Annotated in this window: 12 protein-coding genes; 9 read left to right on the forward strand and 3 right to left on the reverse strand. The window is 72.3% G+C overall.

What is annotated here, in order from left to right; all coding sequences use genetic code 11:
* Positions 1-44 precede the first annotated feature (44 nt).
* On the forward strand, positions 45-2,780 hold the full coding sequence (gene polA, locus EFL26_RS07665; RefSeq protein WP_123222275.1) for a DNA polymerase I: 2,736 nt from the start codon (positions 45-47) through the stop codon (positions 2,778-2,780).
* A 15-nt stretch (positions 2,781-2,795) separates the two neighbouring features.
* Here polA and EFL26_RS07670 read toward each other — a convergent pair whose 3' ends face one another.
* A complete protein-coding gene (locus EFL26_RS07670) occupies positions 2,796-4,088 on the reverse strand; it encodes a lipopolysaccharide biosynthesis protein (RefSeq protein ID WP_246000073.1) in 1,293 nt (430 codons plus the stop codon).
* Positions 4,089-4,152: 64 nt separating this feature from the next.
* On the opposite strand from EFL26_RS07670, the gene EFL26_RS24135 reads away from it, so the two are divergent.
* From EFL26_RS24135 to EFL26_RS07685, 4 genes are read left to right on the forward strand one after another with little or no spacing between them, the layout of a single operon-like run.
* Positions 4,153-4,461: a hypothetical protein gene (locus EFL26_RS24135; RefSeq protein ID WP_183408080.1), complete on the forward strand. Its 309-nt coding sequence runs from the start codon at positions 4,153-4,155 to the stop codon at positions 4,459-4,461.
* A complete protein-coding gene (locus EFL26_RS07675; RefSeq protein WP_183408081.1) occupies positions 4,458-5,849 on the forward strand; it encodes an FAD-dependent oxidoreductase in 1,392 nt (463 codons plus the stop codon). Before EFL26_RS24135 ends, EFL26_RS07675 begins: the two co-directional genes overlap by 4 nt.
* On the forward strand, positions 5,849-6,952 hold the full coding sequence (locus EFL26_RS07680; protein WP_123222278.1) for an NAD-dependent epimerase/dehydratase family protein: 1,104 nt from the start codon (positions 5,849-5,851) through the stop codon (positions 6,950-6,952). The genes EFL26_RS07675 and EFL26_RS07680 overlap by 1 nt, the downstream gene beginning before the upstream one ends.
* A complete protein-coding gene (locus EFL26_RS07685) occupies positions 6,949-8,001 on the forward strand; it encodes an NAD-dependent epimerase/dehydratase family protein (protein ID WP_123222279.1) in 1,053 nt (350 codons plus the stop codon). Before EFL26_RS07680 ends, EFL26_RS07685 begins: the two co-directional genes overlap by 4 nt.
* On the opposite strand, the gene EFL26_RS07690 is transcribed toward EFL26_RS07685, so the two are convergent.
* Entirely contained in the window at positions 7,992-8,885 is an 894-nt protein-coding gene (locus tag EFL26_RS07690; RefSeq protein ID WP_123222280.1) for a decaprenyl-phosphate phosphoribosyltransferase, read from the reverse strand. The genes EFL26_RS07685 and EFL26_RS07690 overlap by 10 nt on opposite strands.
* A 54-nt stretch (positions 8,886-8,939) precedes the next feature.
* Here EFL26_RS07690 and EFL26_RS07695 point away from each other — a divergent pair, with 54 nt between their 5' ends.
* Positions 8,940-10,037: a hypothetical protein gene (locus tag EFL26_RS07695; RefSeq protein ID WP_148046659.1), complete on the forward strand. Its 1,098-nt coding sequence runs from the start codon at positions 8,940-8,942 to the stop codon at positions 10,035-10,037.
* Here the strand turns inward: EFL26_RS07695 and EFL26_RS07700 are convergent.
* Complete coding sequence (locus EFL26_RS07700; RefSeq protein ID WP_221176869.1) at positions 10,031-10,747, reverse strand: class I SAM-dependent methyltransferase; 717 nt, start codon at positions 10,745-10,747, stop codon at positions 10,031-10,033. The genes EFL26_RS07695 and EFL26_RS07700 overlap by 7 nt on opposite strands.
* Positions 10,748-10,847: 100 nt before the next feature.
* On the opposite strand from EFL26_RS07700, the gene EFL26_RS07705 reads away from it, so the two are divergent.
* From EFL26_RS07705 to EFL26_RS07715, 3 genes are read left to right on the forward strand one after another with little or no spacing between them, the layout of a single operon-like run.
* Positions 10,848-14,891 (forward strand): alpha-(1->3)-arabinofuranosyltransferase domain-containing protein, encoded by a 4,044-nt coding sequence (locus EFL26_RS07705; protein WP_183408082.1) that lies wholly within the window; start codon positions 10,848-10,850, stop codon positions 14,889-14,891.
* On the forward strand, positions 14,888-16,729 hold the full coding sequence (locus EFL26_RS07710; protein ID WP_123222284.1) for a hypothetical protein: 1,842 nt from the start codon (positions 14,888-14,890) through the stop codon (positions 16,727-16,729). The genes EFL26_RS07705 and EFL26_RS07710 overlap by 4 nt, the downstream gene beginning before the upstream one ends.
* Positions 16,726-18,483, forward strand: coding sequence for an MmpA family trehalose lipid delivery protein (locus EFL26_RS07715; RefSeq protein ID WP_123222285.1), 1,758 nt, complete (start codon positions 16,726-16,728; stop codon positions 18,481-18,483). Before EFL26_RS07710 ends, EFL26_RS07715 begins: the two co-directional genes overlap by 4 nt.
* Positions 18,484-18,494 lie beyond the last annotated feature (11 nt).

An 18,494-nucleotide genomic window follows, 5' to 3' on the forward strand; every position in this document is an offset into this window, starting at 1 on the left:
CCCGGCCGACGCGTCCTGTCGGGGTCACCCATTAGGGTCGACGTGTGCCTGCGCAGCCCTCCGCAACCTCTCCGGCGACCTCTCCCGCGAGCGCCCAGACCGCGCGTCCGCGGCTCCTGCTCCTCGACGGCCACTCGCTGGCCTACCGTGCCTTCTTCGCGTTGCCGGTCGAGAACTTCTCGACCGTGACGGGGCAGCACACCAACGCCGTCTACGGCTTCACGTCGATGCTGGTCAACGTGCTGCGCGACGAGCAGCCCACCCACGTGGCGGTGGCGTTCGACCTGTCCCGCCAGACCTTCCGCCTCGAGCAGTACTCCGAGTACAAGGCCAAGCGCAACAAGACCCCCGACGAGTTCAGCAGCCAGCTGCCGCTCATCCAGAAGCTGCTCGACACGTTCCGGATCCGGCACCTGACCTACGCCGGCTACGAGGCCGACGACATCATCGCGACCCTCGTCACGCGAGCGCTGGCCGAGGGCATGGAGGTCCTGATCCTCACCGGCGACCGCGACTCGCTCCAGCTGGTGACCCCGGACAGCACGGTGCTCTACCCCATGCGCGGGGTGTCCGACCTGGCCCGGATGACGCCCGCGGCCGTCGAGGAGAAGTACGGCGTGCCGCCGGCGCGCTATCCCGAGCTCGCCGCGATCGTGGGCGAGACCTCCGACAACCTCCCCGGTGTCCCGGGCGTGGGCGTCGGCTTCGCCGCGAAGTGGATCAACCAGTTCGACGGCCTCGACAACGTCATCGCGCACGCCGACGAGATCACCGGCAAGAAGGGTGAGGCGCTGCGCGAGCACCTCGACGACGTGATCCGCAACCGCCACCTCAACGCGCTGGTCTGCGACCTGCCGCTGGAGCTCGGCCCGCTCGACCTGGAGCGCACCGAGTGGGACCGCCAGGGGGCCCTGGAGCTGCTCGACGAGCTCGAGTTCCGCGGCGAGCTCCGCACGCGCATCATGGACACCCTCGCGCCCGCCGAGGAGCCGGTCGCCGAGGTCGGGTTCGACCTGGCCGGCCGCACGATCGCGCCGGGTGAGCTGACGGACTACCTCGCGGGCCTCGGCAGCGACCCGGTCGGCCTGTTCGTCCGCGGTAGCTGGGGGTCGGGCACGGGCCGGGTCGACGGGCTCGCGTTCGCCGAGGCCGACGGCCAGGCGGCGTACGTCGACGTCACCACGCTCGGGCCCGACGACGACGCGGCCCTGTCCGCCTGGCTCGCCGACCCGGATCGGCCCAAGATCGTGCACGACGCCAACGGCCCGCTGCTGGCGATGCGCGCGCAGGGCTGGCAGCTGGCCGGCCTGGCCACCGACACGGCGATGATGGCCTACCTGGTGGCGCCCGACCAGCGCTCGTACGCCCTGGCCGACCTGACCCTGCGTCACCTCAAGCGCGAGCTGCGCCAGGAGGTCGCCGACGACCAGGCCGCGCTCTTCGACACCGGCGACGAGGTCGCGGAGACCGCGATGCTCCACGCCCGGGCCGTGATCGACCTTGCCCTGGCGCTGCAGTCCGAGCTCGCCGAGCGTGGTGGCACCCGGTTGCTGGAGGAGATCGAGCTCCCACTCGTCGAGGTCCTCGTCGGCATGGAGCAGGTCGGCATCGCGGTCGACCAGGAGCTGCTCAGCGGGCTCGAGGCCGAGTTCGGCGACAGCGTCCGGGAGGCCGCCCAGGACGCCTACGAGGTGATCGGGCGCGAGATCAACCTGGGCTCACCCAAGCAGCTGCAGGAGGTGCTGTTCGACGAGCTCGGCATGCCGAAGACCAAGCGCACCAAGACCGGCTACACCACCGACGCCGACGCGCTGCAGGACCTCTTCGTCAAGACCGAGCACCCGTTCCTGCTCCACCTGCTGCGGCACCGCGACGTGATCCGGCTGCGCCAGACCGTGCAGGGGCTCCTCAAGACGGTGGCCCCGGACGGCCGGATCCACACGACGTTCAACCAGCTGATCGCGGCGACCGGACGTCTCTCCAGCACCGACCCCAACCTGCAGAACATCCCGGTCCGCACCGAGGAGGGTCGGCGGATCCGTCAGGCGTTCGTGGTCGGCCCGGCGCTCGGGGGCCAGACGTACGACGAGCTGATGACCGCCGACTACAGCCAGATCGAGATGCGGATCATGGCGCACCTGTCGGAGGACGCCGGCCTGGTCGAGGCGTTCAAGTCCGGCCGCGACTTCCACCAGGTCACCGCGGCGCGCGTCTTCGACGTCGATCCGTCGGGTGTCACCGGCGAGATGCGCGCGAAGATCAAGGCGATGAACTACGGGCTCGCCTACGGCCTCTCGGCGTTCGGGCTGTCCCAGCAGCTGAAGATCGACACGTCCGAGGCCCGCGGCCTCATGGACGAGTACTTCGAGACCTTCGGTGGCATCCGCGACTACCTGGCCGGCGTGGTCGACGAGGCCCGGCGCAGCGGCTTCACCGAGACCATCATGGGTCGTCGCCGCTACCTGCCCGACCTCACGAGCGACAACCGGCAGCGCCGCGAGATGGCCGAGCGGATGGCGTTGAACGCCCCGATCCAGGGTTCGGCGGCAGACATCATCAAGGTCGCCATGCTCAACGTCGACCGCGAGGTGCGGAAGGCGGGGCTGGCGTCGCGGATGCTCCTCCAGGTCCACGACGAGCTGGTCTTCGAGGTCGCGACGGGGGAGCGCGACGCCCTCGAGTCCCTGGTCCGGGAGCAGATGGCCGCGGCGGCCGACCTCACCGTCCCGCTGGACGTCTCGATCGGCACCGGCCGCAGCTGGCACGACGCCGCGCACTGACCTGCGGCGTCCGGGTCAGGCCCCGTTGATACCCGGGTCGACCACCTCGGCGAGGCGCTCGTCGTCCTTGCGGAGCGTGTACAGGCTGAGCGCGAGCAGCAGCGCGAACAGCACCAGGTCGGTGGTCACCACCAGCGTGATCAGCTGGTGCAGCGTGCTCACGAAGTAGCCGACGCCCACCAGGACGAGGAAAGCCGCCCAGACGAGGTAGACCGAGCGTTTGCCCTGTCGCGCGAGGACGGAGTACACCAGCAGCTGCAGCATCGACAGCGCCGTGCCGAGGATCGCGAAGACCCACAGCGTGGAGGCGATCTCGCGGTAGTCGTCGCCGCCGACGAACACGAGCGCCACGTTCCGGAGCACCAGCGCGCCCAGCGTCGCGCAGACTCCCAGACCGCCGACGACCAGGAGGCTCCGGGTCAGGGCGTGCCGACGCTCGTCCGCCGTCGACATCGACGGGAACGCCACGATGATCACGAACTGCGGCAGGAACAACACCGCCTTCGTGAGGATCAGCCCACCGGCGTACAGGCCGGCGGAGTGCTGGGGCAGCACGTTGCGGGCGACGATGATGTCGGCACTGGAGAGTGCGAAGAAGGCGAGCAGCGCCTGCGAGTTGTGCAGGATCTCGCGCATGACGTCGCGGAACCCGTGCTCCTCGCTGACGACGCCGGGCACACGATGGCCGCGCAGCGCGAGCCAGCCGATCACCACCGGCGGGAGCGATCCGATCGCGACGCCGAGCATGGCGGTCGTCTCGTCGGGCCTCCAGAGGATCAGCGCCGTGCCGATCACCAGGCGAGGCACACCGTTGGCGACGTACAGCACGGCCAGCGGCCACCACCGGCGCTCGCCCTGCAGGACACCGGCCTGCCCGCCCATCATCGTGATCGGGACCGCGGTCACGGCCACGAGGGCCGCGGTCGCGAGGCTGTCCAGCTTCAGCACCCGGTTGACCACGGGCGTGAGGACGAGGAGGACGAGCCCGATCGCGAGGGACGCGCGATAGGTGACCCCGAGCACCGTCTTCTCGATCTGCGCGACGTGCTGGGGGTCGGCCGAGATCCGGCGGGCGGCGGTCGCCTGGAAGCTGAGCTGCAGCACACCGATCACGAGCAGCGTCGCGAGCAGGGAGGCCAGGGCGCCGTACGACTGGGGTCCGAGCAGCCGGGCCGCGACGATGGTGAAGCCGTACGTCGCCACGTTCATCACGCCCATGGCGACCGCGATGGCTCCGGGGCCCCGCAGCACGCTGTCCGCCGCCGGTGAGGTCACGGACGCAGCGGGTCGGCGGGCTTCGGCACTCACGTCCGACACCCTAAGGCGTGCCACCACCCGCGCCTCACGAGCGGGCACAACTAGGGTTGGGCAGGTGAGGTCCGGAGCGACGTTCGCGGAGAGGGTGGCCCTGGCGTGCCTGGCCCGCGACGTCCCGGAGTCCTCGCTCGAGTCCCGCCGGCGCGCCGCCGAGGAGGTCGTGCAGTCCCTGACGGCCCTTCCCGACAGCACGCGGGCCGGCGTGGGTGTCGCGGGAGTGCTGGCGAGGGGCGTCGTCGGACGCAGCTCGGGCGACCGCCTGGTGAGCCGGCTGGACGCTGCTCCGCTGCCCGGGGTGGGGGAGTACCTCAAGCTGGTGCGGAGCCTCGCCCTGGTGGCGTGGTTCGAGGATGCCGGGTCGTGAGCAGCTACGACGTGGTGGTCGTCGGCTCGGGGCCAGGCGGGTCGGTGACCGCTCGGGAGTGTGCCCGCGCCGGACTGCGCGTGCTGGTGGTCGAGGAGGGCGAGCGGGTCGAGCCGGGGGCCGTGCCGGCGTACTCGCTCGAGCAGATGCGACGCCAGTACCGCAACCAGGGGCTGACGGTTGCGCTCGGTCGCCCGCCGATCGCCTACACCGAGGCCGCCTGCGCCGGGGGCGGCAGTGAGGTCAACTCCGGGCTGTACCACCGCCCCTCGGCCGAGCTGCTCGACGCGTGGTCACGAGAGCACGCCGTCGAGGCTCTGACGTTGCCGGACGTCGAGCCGTGGTTGGGCACCGTGGAGGACCGCCTCCAGGTGCAGGGCCGGGCAGGCGAGCTGCCACCCGCCTCGGCCGCGCTCGCCCGAGGCGCCGAGCGACTCGGATGGGCCGGACTCGACGTCCCGCGCTGGGCGGTGCCCGGGCCGGGCCACCCGGAGAAGCAGACGATGACTCGCACCTACCTCGCGGACGCGCTCGAGGCCGGTGCCGAGCTTGCCTGCGGTTCCCGCGTCGACCGGCTGGACGTGCACGACGGCCGCGTGCGCGGGGTCGTCGTGGCGGGGCGCACCGTGACCTCCGAACGAGTGGTCGTCGCGGCCGGTGCCGTGCAGAGCCCGGCCCTGCTCCAGCGGTCCGGTGTGCCGGTGAGCGGCCGCGGACTGGCCGTGCACCCCACGGTCAAGGTGGTCGCGGAGTTCGCGGAGGACGTCAACGACCCTGCCGACCTGGCCACCTACCAGGTCAAGGAGTTCGCGCCGGCACTCACCCTGGGCGGTTCTGCGAGCCGGCCCTCGTTGATCGCGCTGGCCCTGTCCGAGCGGGGCTGGAGCGTGGCTGGTGAGCCGCGCGAGGCGTGGCGCCGCCAGCAGGTCTACTACGCGGCGATCAGGAGCCGCGGACGAGGCCGGGTCCGATCGGTGCCCGGCTTCCGCGACCCGGTGGTCACCTACCGCCTGACGCGGGAGGACCTCGCCCTGCTGCGGTCCGGGCTCGCTCGCCTGATGCACCTGCTGCTCGCGGCCGGTGCGACCCGCCTCCTGCCCTCGTACGCCGGTGCGATGACCGTGACCACCAACGCCGACGTCGCGCCAGCCGCCGCCGCGATGACGAGGTCCCGCGCTGCGCTCATGAGCGTGCACCTGACCGGCACCCTGCCGCTCGGTGAGCGCCGAGGCGGCGTGGTCGACTCGTGGGGCCGGGTGCGTGACGTGACCAACCTCTGGGTCAACGACGCGTCGTTGCTGCCCGACGCACCCGGGATCAACCCGCAGGGGACGCTCATGGCGATCGCGCACCGCAACGTCGACCGACTCCTGCGAGGGGACGGCTGATGCCTGACCTGGGCGAACCGGCTGCCCTCACCGTCCTGACCGGAGCGGGCGGCTGGTTCGGACGCGCCTGGCTGCGGGCGCACGCCGCGCCGCAGCATCGACACGGTCCGGTGCCCACCGGGCGGGTGCGGGCTCTCGCCGGCTCGCCGGGCGAGGTCACGGGCATCCTCGAGGCATGCCCCGGGGCGGAGGTGCACGTCGGCGACGTGGTGGATCCGGAAGTCCTGCAGACGCTCTTCGCCGGGGCCGAGGGTGCCGTCGTGGTGCACGCGGCCGGCGTCATCCACCCGCGGCGGGTGGACGAGTTCGCCAGGGTCAACGTCGGGGGCACGCGCGCCGTCCTCGAGCAGGCCCGAAGCGCCGGCGTACGCCGGCTGGTGCACGTCTCGTCGAACTCGGCCTTCGGCGTGAACCCGACCCCGACGGACCGTTTCCGCCACGAGGAGCCTTTCCGCCCCTATCTCGGGTACGGAGCCTCGAAGGCCGCCGCAGAGGCGGAGGTGCGAGCCGCCCACGACCCCGGGACCCTGGAGACCGTGGTGGTCCGGCCGCCGTGGTTCTACGGGCCCTGGCAACCGGTGCGCCAGACCACGTTCTTCACGATGGTGGCCGCCGGCCGGTTCCCCGTCATGGGCAGCGGCGCCCAGCAGCGCTCGATGGTGCACGTCGACAACCTGGTGCAAGGGGCAGCCCTTGCCGCGCGGGTCAGCGACGTCGGGGGCGACGCGTTCTGGGTGGCGGACGCACGGCCCTACCCGATGGCCGAGATCGTGCGCACGGTCGCCGAGGTGCTCGCGGACGAGGGCTATCTCGTCGCCCGGTCGCGGCTGCCCGGCGCGGTCCCCGGCGGCCGGCGTGTGCCGGCCCTCGTGGCACGCGGTGCCGAGCGTCTGGACCGCCTCCTGCAGTCCCGGGGTCGGTACCAGCAGGAGCTGCACGTGCTCGGCGAGATGGACAAGACGATCGCGTGCGACATCGCGTACACCAGGGAACGCCTGGGCTACGAGCCCGAGGTCGAGCTTCGCGAGGGCATGCGTGAGGCGGTGCGCTGGTGTCGGCAGCGAGGCATCGCCCTTGCTCCGCGGGCGGACGGGGCCCGATGAGCGAGGTGGTGCTGGTCACCGGGGGCAGCGGCTACTTCGGGTCGCTGCTGATGACCCAGCTGCTCGAGGAAGGCCGACGCGTGCGGGTGCTGGACATCCACGATGCCGCTGACCGAGCTCCCGACGTGGAGCTCGTGCGGGGTGACATCCGCGACCCGGACGCCTGTGCCCGTGCGGCCAGGGGCGCCACGCAGGTGTTCCACAACGTCGCCCAGGTGCCGCTCGCGAGGGACCACCAGCTCTTCGAGGAGGTCAACGTCACGGGCACGGCGAACCTGCTGGAGGCGTGCCTCGCCGCCGGTGTGGACAAGGTCGTCTACACGTCGTCCTCGGCGGTGTTCGGCGTGCCCGACCACAACCCGGTGACGCGAGAGACCCCGGCGCGCCCGGTCGAGGCCTACGGGCGCGCGAAGTACGACGGTGAGCTGCTCTGCCTCGCGGCCGGCACCCGCGGCCTGGACGTCAGCATCATCAGGCCGCGCACCATCCTGGGCCACGGCCGGCTGGGCATCTTCGGGATCCTCTTCGACTGGATCGCCGACGGCGCGGCGGTCCCGGTGCTCGGGGACGGTTCGAACATCTACCAGTTCGTCCACGCCGACGATCTCGCCGCGGCCTGCATCCTCGCGGCCGGTCGGCCGGGCGGGGCGACGTACAACATCGGCGCGGAGCGGTTCGGCACGATGGCCGAGGCGGTCGGGGGGCTCTGCGACCACGCAGGGACCGGCGCGCGGGTCGTCCACGTGCCGACGCGCCTGACCAGCGCCGCGATGGCCGTGACCGGTCGGCTCGGGCTGACGCCGTTCGGCGCGTACCACTGGATCATGTACAGCAGGTCCTTGTGGTTCGACGTCACGCCCGCGAAGGAGGAGCTCGGCTGGAGCGCACGCTGGTCGAACGACGAGATGTTCGCGGACTCCTACGACTGGTTCCTGCAGCACCGGCAGGAGGCGGGCGCCGATGCGTCGGCCTCGGCACACCGGCGCAGTGCCCGGCAGGGCATCCTCGGTGCCGCCAAGTGGGTGCTCTCGCGGCATCCTCACGGGTAGACGGCAAGGACGATGCAGATCGTCCAGGCGATCGCGAGGCCCTGGAGCACCCGGTCACGCAGCGCGATCTCCTCGGGCTCGCCGGCAAGGCCCGCGTCGACGTCCACGGCGTAGCGCAGCACGGCGAGCACGAACGGGGCCATGGAGATCACCGGCCACACCGTGTCGTGCTGGGCCTTGAGCTCGAAGGCCCAGAGCCCGTAGGTCATGATCAGCACCCCTGCCGACAGCGTCCACACGAACCGCAGGTAGTCGGGGGTGTAGCGCGCGAGCGCGGGCCGGAAGGACTCCGGCTGGTCGGCCACCCGGATCTCGGCGTAGCGCTTGCCGGCCGCCATGTAGAGCGACCCGAACGACGACGCAAGGAGGAACCACTGGCTGAGCTCGATGCCGGCGGCTGCGCCTCCGGCGATCGCTCGCAGCAGGAAGCCCGAGGCGATCACCGCGATGTCGATCACGGGCTCGGACTTCAACCAGAAGCAGTAGGCCAGCGAGATGGCCGCGTACGTCGCCACCACGAGGAAGAGGGGCCGGCCCCAGGCCAGCCCGCCGAGGAGTCCCAGGAGGACGAGCACCGCCCCGAAGACGTGGGCCGTGCGCGGGCTCATCCGTCCCGCAGCGACGGGTCGCAGGCGCTTGAGTGGGTGCAGTCGGTCCTGGGGTGCGTCGTGCGCGTCGTTCACGCAGTAGATGCCCGACGCCGTCACCGAGAACACCACGAACGCGACGGCGGCTGACCGGAGCGTGTCCGGCTCGGTCAGCTGGCCCGAGAGCACCGGTGCGGCCAGCACCAGCAGGTTCTTGGTCCACTGCCGCGGACGCACGATGCGGACCAGGTCGCCGACGGCCGGCCTGCGCGGGGGTGACGAAGCAGGAGCGGCCATGCCGGTAGTTTGCCGGTAGCCGTGGAGACCGACCAGTCAGGAGCCGACGGAGCCATGCCGAAGCACCGTCCGCAGCCGCCTGCTGCCAGGCACGCCCGCGAGGTGGTCGGCCTCTACGGTGACCCGGACAACACCTGGGGCATCTGCGCCGAGCTCGGTCTGACCGAGCCCGTCTCGGTCGACGAGCTCACCCGCAACCTCGCCGCGCTCTGCGCAGGCCGCCCGTTGCTGGGGGAGCCTCCGATCGTGCGCGCGGTGAGCTCCGACGCCTGGGACGACGCCCGGGCGGACGTCGCCAGCGTGCCCTACGCAGACGGCGAGCCGCTCCTGCGGATCCTGCTGGACTCGCGGGGCCTGCGGCTCCTCGTGGGGGCGCACCACGGGGTCGTGGACGGTCTGGGACTCGTGGCCGTCGCCGCGGCCGCGCTGGGGCGTCCGATCGACTCCGGGGCCGGGGGGATCGGCGCCCGTCCCGCACGCCACGGGTTCCTGCGCTCGAGCCTCGGTCGGCTGGTCGAGGCCGTGTTCGCCCCGCCGTCCCGGTTCGAGCCGACCACGCTCGTGGAGCGACGGCACGGCGACGGGAACGACCGTCACGAGGACCTGAGCCTGGTGCGGCTCGACCCCGGTCGCCGCGGCACCGCGGCGCTGGCTCACGCCGTCCTGCGGGTGTTCGAGGACTGGTCCGCCGGCACTCGGCCGCTGGTCGTGGTGGGCGCCTCCCGACGATCGCCCGGTGATCTCCAGCCGGATCGCCAGACCGCGTTCCTCCGGGTGCAGCTGCGTCGCCGGTCCACCAGGGACGCCGTGCGCGCGGCTCTGGCGGCGGTGTCGCCGGAGCCGGACTTCCCGGTCACGTCGGTCGGCGGCGTCGGGCCGCGCGTCACGCACCTGCTGCGCCGGCGTCTGGGTGCGACGGCGCTGCTGAGCAACCTGGGCATGCTCGACGGTCGCGGCCTGGACTACGTGGCGATGTTCCCTGCGGCGAGCGGCCCGCGGGCGGTCGCGATCGGGCTCGCGTCCACCCCACGAGCGACGGTGCTCAGCCTGCACACGCGACGCGCCGACTTCTCGTCAGCAGACCACGCTGCCCTGCTGGAGGCACTGGTCGAGAAGTTCTCGGCCGAGCCGGGTCAGTCCGCGGCTCAGTAGGGGTCGTACGGCGAGTCGTGGCCGAACAGGCGGGCAACCGGGCGCAGGCGCAACCGCAGCAGCACCTTGATGCCGACGTTGCGCAGCCACCACGGGAGCTCGCCGAGGATCCTCATCCGGTCCCTGAGGTCGGGACGAGCCTTCTCGAAGCGGGCCATGGAGTCGCTGCGGTCCACGTAGCGCAGGTCGCGGGCGAACAGGACGTGGACCAGGATCCCGAGCGTCACGCCGATCGAGGAGAAGGCGTCGTGGACGAGGACGCGTCCGCCCTCGGGAAGGAACGCCTTCCAGCGCAGGTCGTCGGCGAAGGTCCAGTAGTCGTGCTTGCCGTCGATGTAGAGCAGGTCGAGAGGTCGGGTCCAGCCCGGACGTGCCCGCGTCGAGTAGTCCGCGAGCAGGGTGACGGCGTCGGTGACGCCCGCCTCGGCGAGGTTGTGCTCGAACCGCGACCGTGTCGACTGACCCCCGAAGAGCTTGCCCTCGACGAACGGGTCGACGGCGATCACGTGGGCGTCGCGGCCGCGAGCCGCGTCGGCGAGCACCACGGTCGAACGTCCTTGGTGGGAGCCGATCTCGAGCACCGTGCCCCCGGGTGGGAGGGTCAGCGCCTCGTCGTACAGCATCCGCGCCTGGCCCTCCTTCAGCCATCCGGGGATCCCGGAACACCGTTGCCAGGTGGACTCGAATCCTGCAGGCGCGGGGTCGCTCATGTGGCACCGTTTCGCTGATGGGGGGAGCGGCCTGGCCGCTAGACTCACCGCTGCAGGCTACTGGAGGGAAGCCTGTCACCACGTCCGCGAGGGGAGTCCGATGGCCGAGCGTTCAGCGGCCGTCGGTCGGCTTCCACGCGGCTCCGTGGCCGGCGTGTGGATCACGTTGATGCTCTTCTCGTTCACCCAGCGGCCCGGCCAGACGACCTTCGACACCAAGTTCGACCTGACCGCCGACCCAGGTGCGTTCATGGCACGCAGCCTGCACCTGTGGAACCAGCAGTCGTCCTTCGGGGAGCTGCAGAACCAGGCCTACGGGTACCTGTTCCCCCAAGGCCTCCTCGCCCTCCTGGGCCAGCAGGCCGGCCTGGCCGACTGGGTGGTGCAACGGTTGTGGTCGGGTCTCGTGCTGATCGTCGCGTTCGAAGGAACACGGCGGCTGTTCCGGGCACTCTCGCCGTACGCCCCGCCGTGGGTCTCGCTCCTCGCCGGCGTGGGCTACGCGACCGCCCCCCGCCTGCTCGGACTGTCCGGCGTGCTCAGCGCCGAGGTGCTGCCGACCGCTGTGCTTCCGTGGGTCGTGGTTCCGCTCGTGTCCGCCCAGCGCGGACGACTCGGGGTCCGCACCGCCGCACTGCTGTCCGGTTGTGCGCTGCTCCTCATGGGTGGCGTGAATGCCGTCGAGAACCTCGCGGTCTACCCGCTGCCCTTGCTGGTGGTGCTCTCCACCCTTCGTCGACCGGGCGGCCGACGGCTCGCCGGATGGTGGCTGGCCTCGGCCGCAGCCGCCAGCGCTTGGTGGATGTTGCCGTTGCTCGTGCTCGGCAGGTACAGCCCGCCGTTCCTGGACTACATCGAGACCTCCACGGCGACGGTCCGTCCACTCGGCTGGACCAACGTGACCCGTGGGGCCGATCACTGGCTCTCCTACATCTACGTCGGCGACCAGCCCTGGTGGCCGGGGTCCTACGACCTCTCGACCTCGCCGACGCTGATGATCGCCACCGCAGTCGTCGCCGCGCTCGGGTTCTCGGGGCTGGCGCGCAAGGACATGCCCCTGCGGGGTCCGCTGATCGCGAGCGCCCTCATCGGCCTGACCTGCCTGACCATCGCGCGCGCCGGCACGCTGGCCTCGCCGATCCAGCCCGTGGTCCAGTACCTCCTCGACAACTCCCTGTCGATGCTCCGCAACGTGCACAAGGTCGACCCCCTGGTCCGGCTGCCCCTGGCCCTCGGCCTGGGACATGCGGTCGGGCTGATGGCTTCCCGGCGTCGCGAGGCGCGGAGATGGCGGGTCCTTCCCCTCGTGTCGGTCGTGGCAGCCGCGGTCGTCGTGGTCGTGGCGGCACAACCGCTCTTCGCCGGGACGCTGCGCAAGCCCGGGTGGTCCTCGGTGCCGAGCTACTGGCCGCAGGCCGCAGCGTTCCTCGCCGCCCACGCCGACGGCCGCGCGACGCTGATCCTCCCCGGGTCCGGCTTCGGACAGCAGCAGTGGGGCTGGACGATCGACGAGCCGATGCAGGGCCTGGCGCGCAGCCCGTGGATCACGCGCAGCCAGGTCCCGCTCACCCCGGGTGCGACCATCCGGTTCCTCGACTCGATCGAGGAACGGGACGACGACGGCCTCGGCTCCCCGGCCCTGGCGGACGTGCTCGCCCGCGCCGGCATCGGCTACGTCCTGGTGCGCCGCGACCTCGACGTGTCTGCGAGCGGAGCACCGACGCCCGCACGGGTGGACAAGGCGCTGGGGCGCAGCCCGGGTTTCACCCGGGTTGCTGGTTTCGGAAACTCCGGGTTGCTCGACCAGGCCGCGATCGACGTGTTCCGGGTGGACCGCGCCGTCGACCGGGTCGAGGCCCAGCCGCTGGCCGACGTACGCACCCTGGTCGGCGGGCCCGAGGACGTTCTCACCGCTCTCGAAGCCGGTGCGGTCGGAGCCGACGAGCCCGTGCTGATCCAGCCGACCGACGCCTACCGTCACGGGTCGGCGCCGGACGTGGTGGGTGACGGGTACCGACGTCGTGAGCGCCAGTTCGGCCGGGTCCACGACTCGGTGAGCCAGATCATGGCGTCGCAGGAGCACTACCGGATCACCCGCTCGGCCAACGACTATCCCGGCGTGCCGGGCGTGGATCGGGTCTCGGCGCGCTACTCCGGGCTCGAGTCCGTGACGGCTTCGACCTCGTCCGGGTACGTGGACACCCTGGGAGCAAGCGATCCGGAGCACGGCCCGTACGCCGCGGTGGACGGCCGTGACGACACGTTCTGGCAGTCCGCACCCCTGACCGACCCGATCGGCCAGTGGGTCCAGGTGCGGCTGAGCCGTGCGACGCCGGTCGACCAGCTGGAGATCACCGCCGGCGTCGACGGGATCAGCGGCACGCCCGTGCGCCGGATCCGGGTCGAGGCCGGGCGCCAGAGCCGGAGCTACTCGGTCGACCCGACCTCCGGGCTCGTCCACGCCGTCCTCGACGGCTCGCCGGTCAGCACCATCCGGGTGACGGTGACCAGGGCCGTGCCCGGCCAGCTGCCGGTCGCGATCCGCGAGATCCGGGTCCCGGGCACGACGTTTCCCCGCGTGCTCGACGTACCCGACGCAGGAGCCGACGCCCACACGACGTTCGTCATGCGCGCCCGCCCACACCGGCGCGCATGCGTCGAGACGCCGGTCGGACCCTCGTGCCTCCGGGGCCAGGGGCGCACGAGCGAGGAGGAAGGCGGGATCCTGCGGCGGATCACCGTCCACGGATCGGGCACCTGGCGGATCGACGGCTCCGTGGTGGCGCTCCCGACGCGCGCGGCCGTGCGCCTGCTGCATCCACTCTTCGGCCAGGTGCGGGTCCGCGCGTCGTCGATGTACCTCGACGAACCGGGTGTGGCCGGCCAGCTCGCGTACGACGGGAACCTGGGCACGTCCTGGCTCGCGGACTCGTCCGACGAGCACCCGACACTCCGGTTGAGCTGGAAGAAGCCGGTGACGCTGTCGCGCCTGCAGGTCGTCGGTGCAGGAGGCACGTCGATCACCCCGACCTCGGCGGTCCTCACGTCCGGTTCGGTCGAGCGTCGGGTGCGCTTCGGCTCCGCGGGGCTCGGCTTCTTCCCGCCCTTCACGGCGCGGCGACTGCGCATCACGTTCGACCGGCCGGCCTCGGGTGACGTGGACCATGTCCTGGGCGTCGCGGAGCTGAAGATCGCCGGCCTCGAGGACGAGCGGTACGACCTCTCGCCGGGGACCGCGACCGGCGCGATCTGCGGTCTGGGGCCGGAGGTCGTCGTCGACGGTGTCGTCCACCGCACGTCGGTCAGCGGCACGGTCGGAGCCGTCATCGACGGCGGCCCGCTCGAGATCGCCGGTTGCTCCGGAGGCCCGCTCGACCTGGGCTCGGGCGCGCACACCGTTCGCTTCCTCTCCACGGCCCAGTTCCAGCCCACCGCACTCACGCTGACACCCGTGAGCAACGACCAGGCGTCGTCCTCGAGCGCGGAGCCGGACCGGCAGGTGGTCATCCGGGACTGGACGACCCACGACCGCACGGTCTCCGTGGCCGCCGGGTCGGCGTCGGTCCTCCGGATCCCCGAGAACCGGAACGCGGGCTGGCAGGCGAGCCTCGACGGGAAGGCGCTCACCCCGATGACGGTCGACGGCTGGCAGCAAGGCTTCCGCCTGCCCGCCGGCGCCGGCGGCACGGTGCGCCTCCACTTCGCTCCTGACTCGACCTATCGCCTGGGCCTCTTCGCCGGCGGGGGGCTTGCCGTGGTTCTGGTCGGTGCGGCGCTCGTCGCACTCCTGCTCGGACGCCGCCGCGCGAGCCAGGGAGTGCCGATGGGGATCGGCGCCGCCGGACGCCGGCGACGGTCCGTCCGCCGCGGCGCGGGCGCGGCACTCGTGGCAGGCGGCTACCTCTTCGGAGGCCCGGGCGTCCTGCTCGGAGTCGCGCTGGGGCTGCTCAGCGGCCGCTACCTCGTACCTCCTGGTCGGCTCGCCGGCCCCGCCGTCGCCCTCGCCGGGTCGGCCGCAGGCATCACGGCGGCTCTGTCCGGTCCCGGGCTCCCGCCGCTGTGGACGGATCTGGTCGCCGCGGTGGGCGTGGGCCTCTTCGCCGCGGCCTGGCTGGTGGCTCCGGAGCAGGAGACAGGGCGGTGAGCGACCTGACGGTCGAGCCCGCGCCGACGCCGGACTCGCCGACCGTCGGCGTCCGCGTCCTGCGGACCTGGTCCGGGCCCTGGCGAGACCACGTCGGTCTCGTCGCTCTCGCACTGCTCGCGGCACAGGCCGTCGTACGCGGGGCGCTCCTGGCGAACGGGTACTTCACCCAGGACGACTTCCTCATGCTCACGCTGAGCCATCAGGGTCTGTCCGGACACATGCTCTTCGAGGACTACTCGGGCCACCTCTTCCCGGGAGGCTTCCTCATCGCATGGGCCCAAGGCACCGTCGCGCCGCTCAACTGGACCGTGAGCGTCGTCGTGGTCATGGTGCTCCAGACGGCCACCGCGGTCATGGTGTGGCTGCCGGTCCGACGTCTCGTCGCCGCGCGCTGGAGCGCCGTCCCGCTCTACGCCGTGTTCCTGTTCTGCCCGATCACTCTCTGGCCGACCCAGTGGTGGGCGGTGGCGATCCAGTTCCTCCCGGTGGCCTTCTTCCTGGCTCTGGCGGTCTACGCGTTCCTCTGTCGCCTGCAGGACGGCGCCCGCTGGGGATGGCCGGTGAGCGTCGGCGCGACGGTGGCCGCACTGCTGTTCCAGGAACGCGGTCTCCTGGTCCCGGTGGTCCTGGTCTGGATCGCCGTGGCACACACCCCGGTCGGGCCATGGTGGCGGCGCGTCGTCGTCGCCGCCCGGGACCACCTCCTGGTGTGGGCCAGCTACGCGGTCCTCGGGATCGCCTACCTCGTGGTCCATCGTGCGCTCGCGCCGATCACGACCACTCCCGTCGACACTCCGGGCGACGCGGCGCAGCTCGTCGGGAACTTCCTCGGCCGCAACCTGTTGACCGGCATCCTCGGAGGGTCGTGGACGCGGCGGATCAGTGGCGACTCGCTGGTGGTGCCGAGCTGGTGGGCCGTCGGGGCCTGCCTGGTCGCCCTCGTGGCTGCGGTGGTCTGGACGGTACGGCGCGGCGGGTTCACGTCGGTCTGCGGCTGGTCCCTGATCCTCACCTATGCCCTGGTCGACGTGGTCCTGCTCTTCGGCGGTCGCGCCGGGAGCGGACCCAGCTACGGGATGATCCCCCGGTATGCGGCCGACGCGGTCCCGGCGGTCGTCATCGGGCTGGCGATCGTGGTCCGCGGTGTCGTGCAGCGGTCCTCGGCACGCGAGCGAGCCGGTCGCAGGACCGCGGTGCCGGCGCTGGTCGTCACCGCTCTCTACCTCGGGTCGGCGGCGGTCTCGACGACGTTCATGGCTCCGCACCAGTTCAACTCCGAGGATCGGCGCTACGTCGAGGGGATCCGGTCCGGGCTGCGCATCGACCCCCGGACCGTGCTCTACGACGGCCAGGTCCCGGACGGGGTGATGATCTACTGGTTCGGTCGGGACGCGCGGCTGTCGAACGTCGTCGGCATCGCACCTGAAGACCCCGTCTTCGACCTGCCGAGCTACGACCTGCGCATCGCCGACGGTCGGGGGCGCTTGCATCCGGTCGGGCTCGTCGGCCAGGTCTCAGCCCGGCCCACCGCGGATCCGGACTGTGGCTACCACGTCAGCGGAGGGTGGGCACGCGTCCCGCTCACCGCGCCGATCTCCTCGCCCAAGGCGGGTCCGGGCCTGGTCATGAGGATCGGCTACTACTCCGCCCGGGGCGGCTTTCTCGACATCTCTGCCGGCGGCCGCTTCTTCCGCGTGCCGGTGCGCCCGCGGCTGCAGCGGGTCGACCTCGTGGTGCGAGGGTCCCTGGACTCGGTGGACCTGTCCTACGACTCCCCGGGCACGGTCTGCGTGACCGACGTGACCGTCGGCTTCCCCGTCCCGGGATCGTCGTGAGCCGGTCCGGCGCGGGTGCCCGTCTGGGCCTGACCGCGGCGACCCTCGTCGTCCCGGTGCTGGTGCTCGGCCCGGTCCTGCTCCACCGCGGTTACGTGCTCGTCGGCGACATGAGCTTCGTGCCGCACCAGCCCTGGAAGCCTGCCTGGCTGGGGCTCGACGGGTCGGTGCCACGGGCGGTGCCGGCGGACGCCGTCGTCTCCGTTCTCGGCCAGGTGGTTCCGGGCGACCTGCTGCAGAAGGTCGTCCTGCTCGCCACCCTGGTGGCAGCCGGCGCCGGAGTGCTCCGGCTGACGAGCCGCATCCCCGACGTTGCGACACCGGCGCGTCTGGGCGGTGCGGTGCTCTACGTCTGGAACCCCTACGTCTACGAGCGGCTGGCGATCGGTCACTGGGGCCTCCTCGTCGGGTACGCCGCGCTGCCCTGGGTCGTCGGTGCCGCGCTCGACGTACGCCGGGGCGGCGCCTCGGCGCACGCGCGGCTCTTCCTGCTGCTGCTCGTCGCGGCGGCCGGGAGCCCGACCGGTGGCCTCGTCGCCGGCCTGGCCGCCGTCGTGGTGGCTGCCGGTCGGCGCCGCCCGTGGAGCGGCGCACTGGTGCTGGGATCCGTGCTCGTCGTCAACCTGCCGTGGCTGGTCCCCGGGGCCCTCAACCAGGCGCCGCCGGGAGACGCATCGGGCGTCGCTGCCTTCGCGGCCCGTGTGGACACGCCGTTCGGGGTGTGGGGCTCTCTGCTCACCCTCGGTGGCATCTGGAAGACGGCGGTCGTGCCCTCGGAGCGGGGGACCGGCCTGCTCGTCCTGGTGGCACTGCTCGTGGCAGTCGCCGCGCTGGTCAGGCTCGCCGCGGGCTCCCGGCCCGGCGGCGACGGTGAGCCCGTCGCAGCGCGCCGACTGCTGCTGCTCGCGGGGCTCGCGTTCCTGCTGGCGGTGGTGCCGGCCACCGGAGCGGGGGAGCGGCTGGTCTCCTCGCTGGTGGAGTCGGTGCCGGCGGCCGGCATCTGGCGCGACTCGCAGAAGTGGCTGCAGCCGGTGGCCCTCGCCTCCGCCCTGGGGTTCGCGCTGCTCCTGGACGGTGCAGCGCGCCGGCTGCGGCGGGCAGGCCTTCCGGCGGCCGGCGTGGGTGCGGTCGCCCTGCTCCCGCTCGTCCTGCTCCCGGGCCTGGGCTGGGGGCTCGCCGGTCGCCTCGACCCGGTGACGTACCCGCAGGAGTGGGAGACCGTCCGGCAGGTGATCGAGTCGCAGCCGGCCGCGGAACGGCGCACCGCCGTCCTGCCGTGGTCGGCCTACCAGCGTCTGCCCTGGAACGACGGTCGCGCCGCCCTCGACCCTGCGCTGCGGTTCTTCCCCGGGCAGGTCGTCGTCGACGAGGACCTGTCGATCAGCGACGCGGTCACGGTCCGGGGCGCGGACAGCTCGGAGGCGGCCATCGGTCGTGCGCTGCGCGAGCACCGGCCGCTCGGTCCCGCGCTCGCCGGCGCCGGTGTGCGCTACCTGCTCGTGGAGCGCACGGCAGCAGGCGCCGCCGACGTGCCCGTCCCGGACGGTGCGACGCTGCACGCCGGACCGGAGCTCCTGCTGGTCGACGTCGGCGGCCGCGCCGTCCCGACCCGCGCGCCGCACGCGACCACGATCGTCGCCGCAGACGCGCTCACGGCGGCGGGCGCGATCGCCTCGACGGTGATCGCCATTCGGCGTAAACCGGGCGGCGGATCGGCTACGATGCAAGCGGGAGCAGTATCAACGACGATCTAGTCGTCGACTAC

It is taken from the genome of Nocardioides pocheonensis (genome assembly GCF_003725535.1).
GTDB lineage: Bacteria > Actinomycetota > Actinomycetes > Propionibacteriales > Nocardioidaceae > Marmoricola > Marmoricola pocheonensis.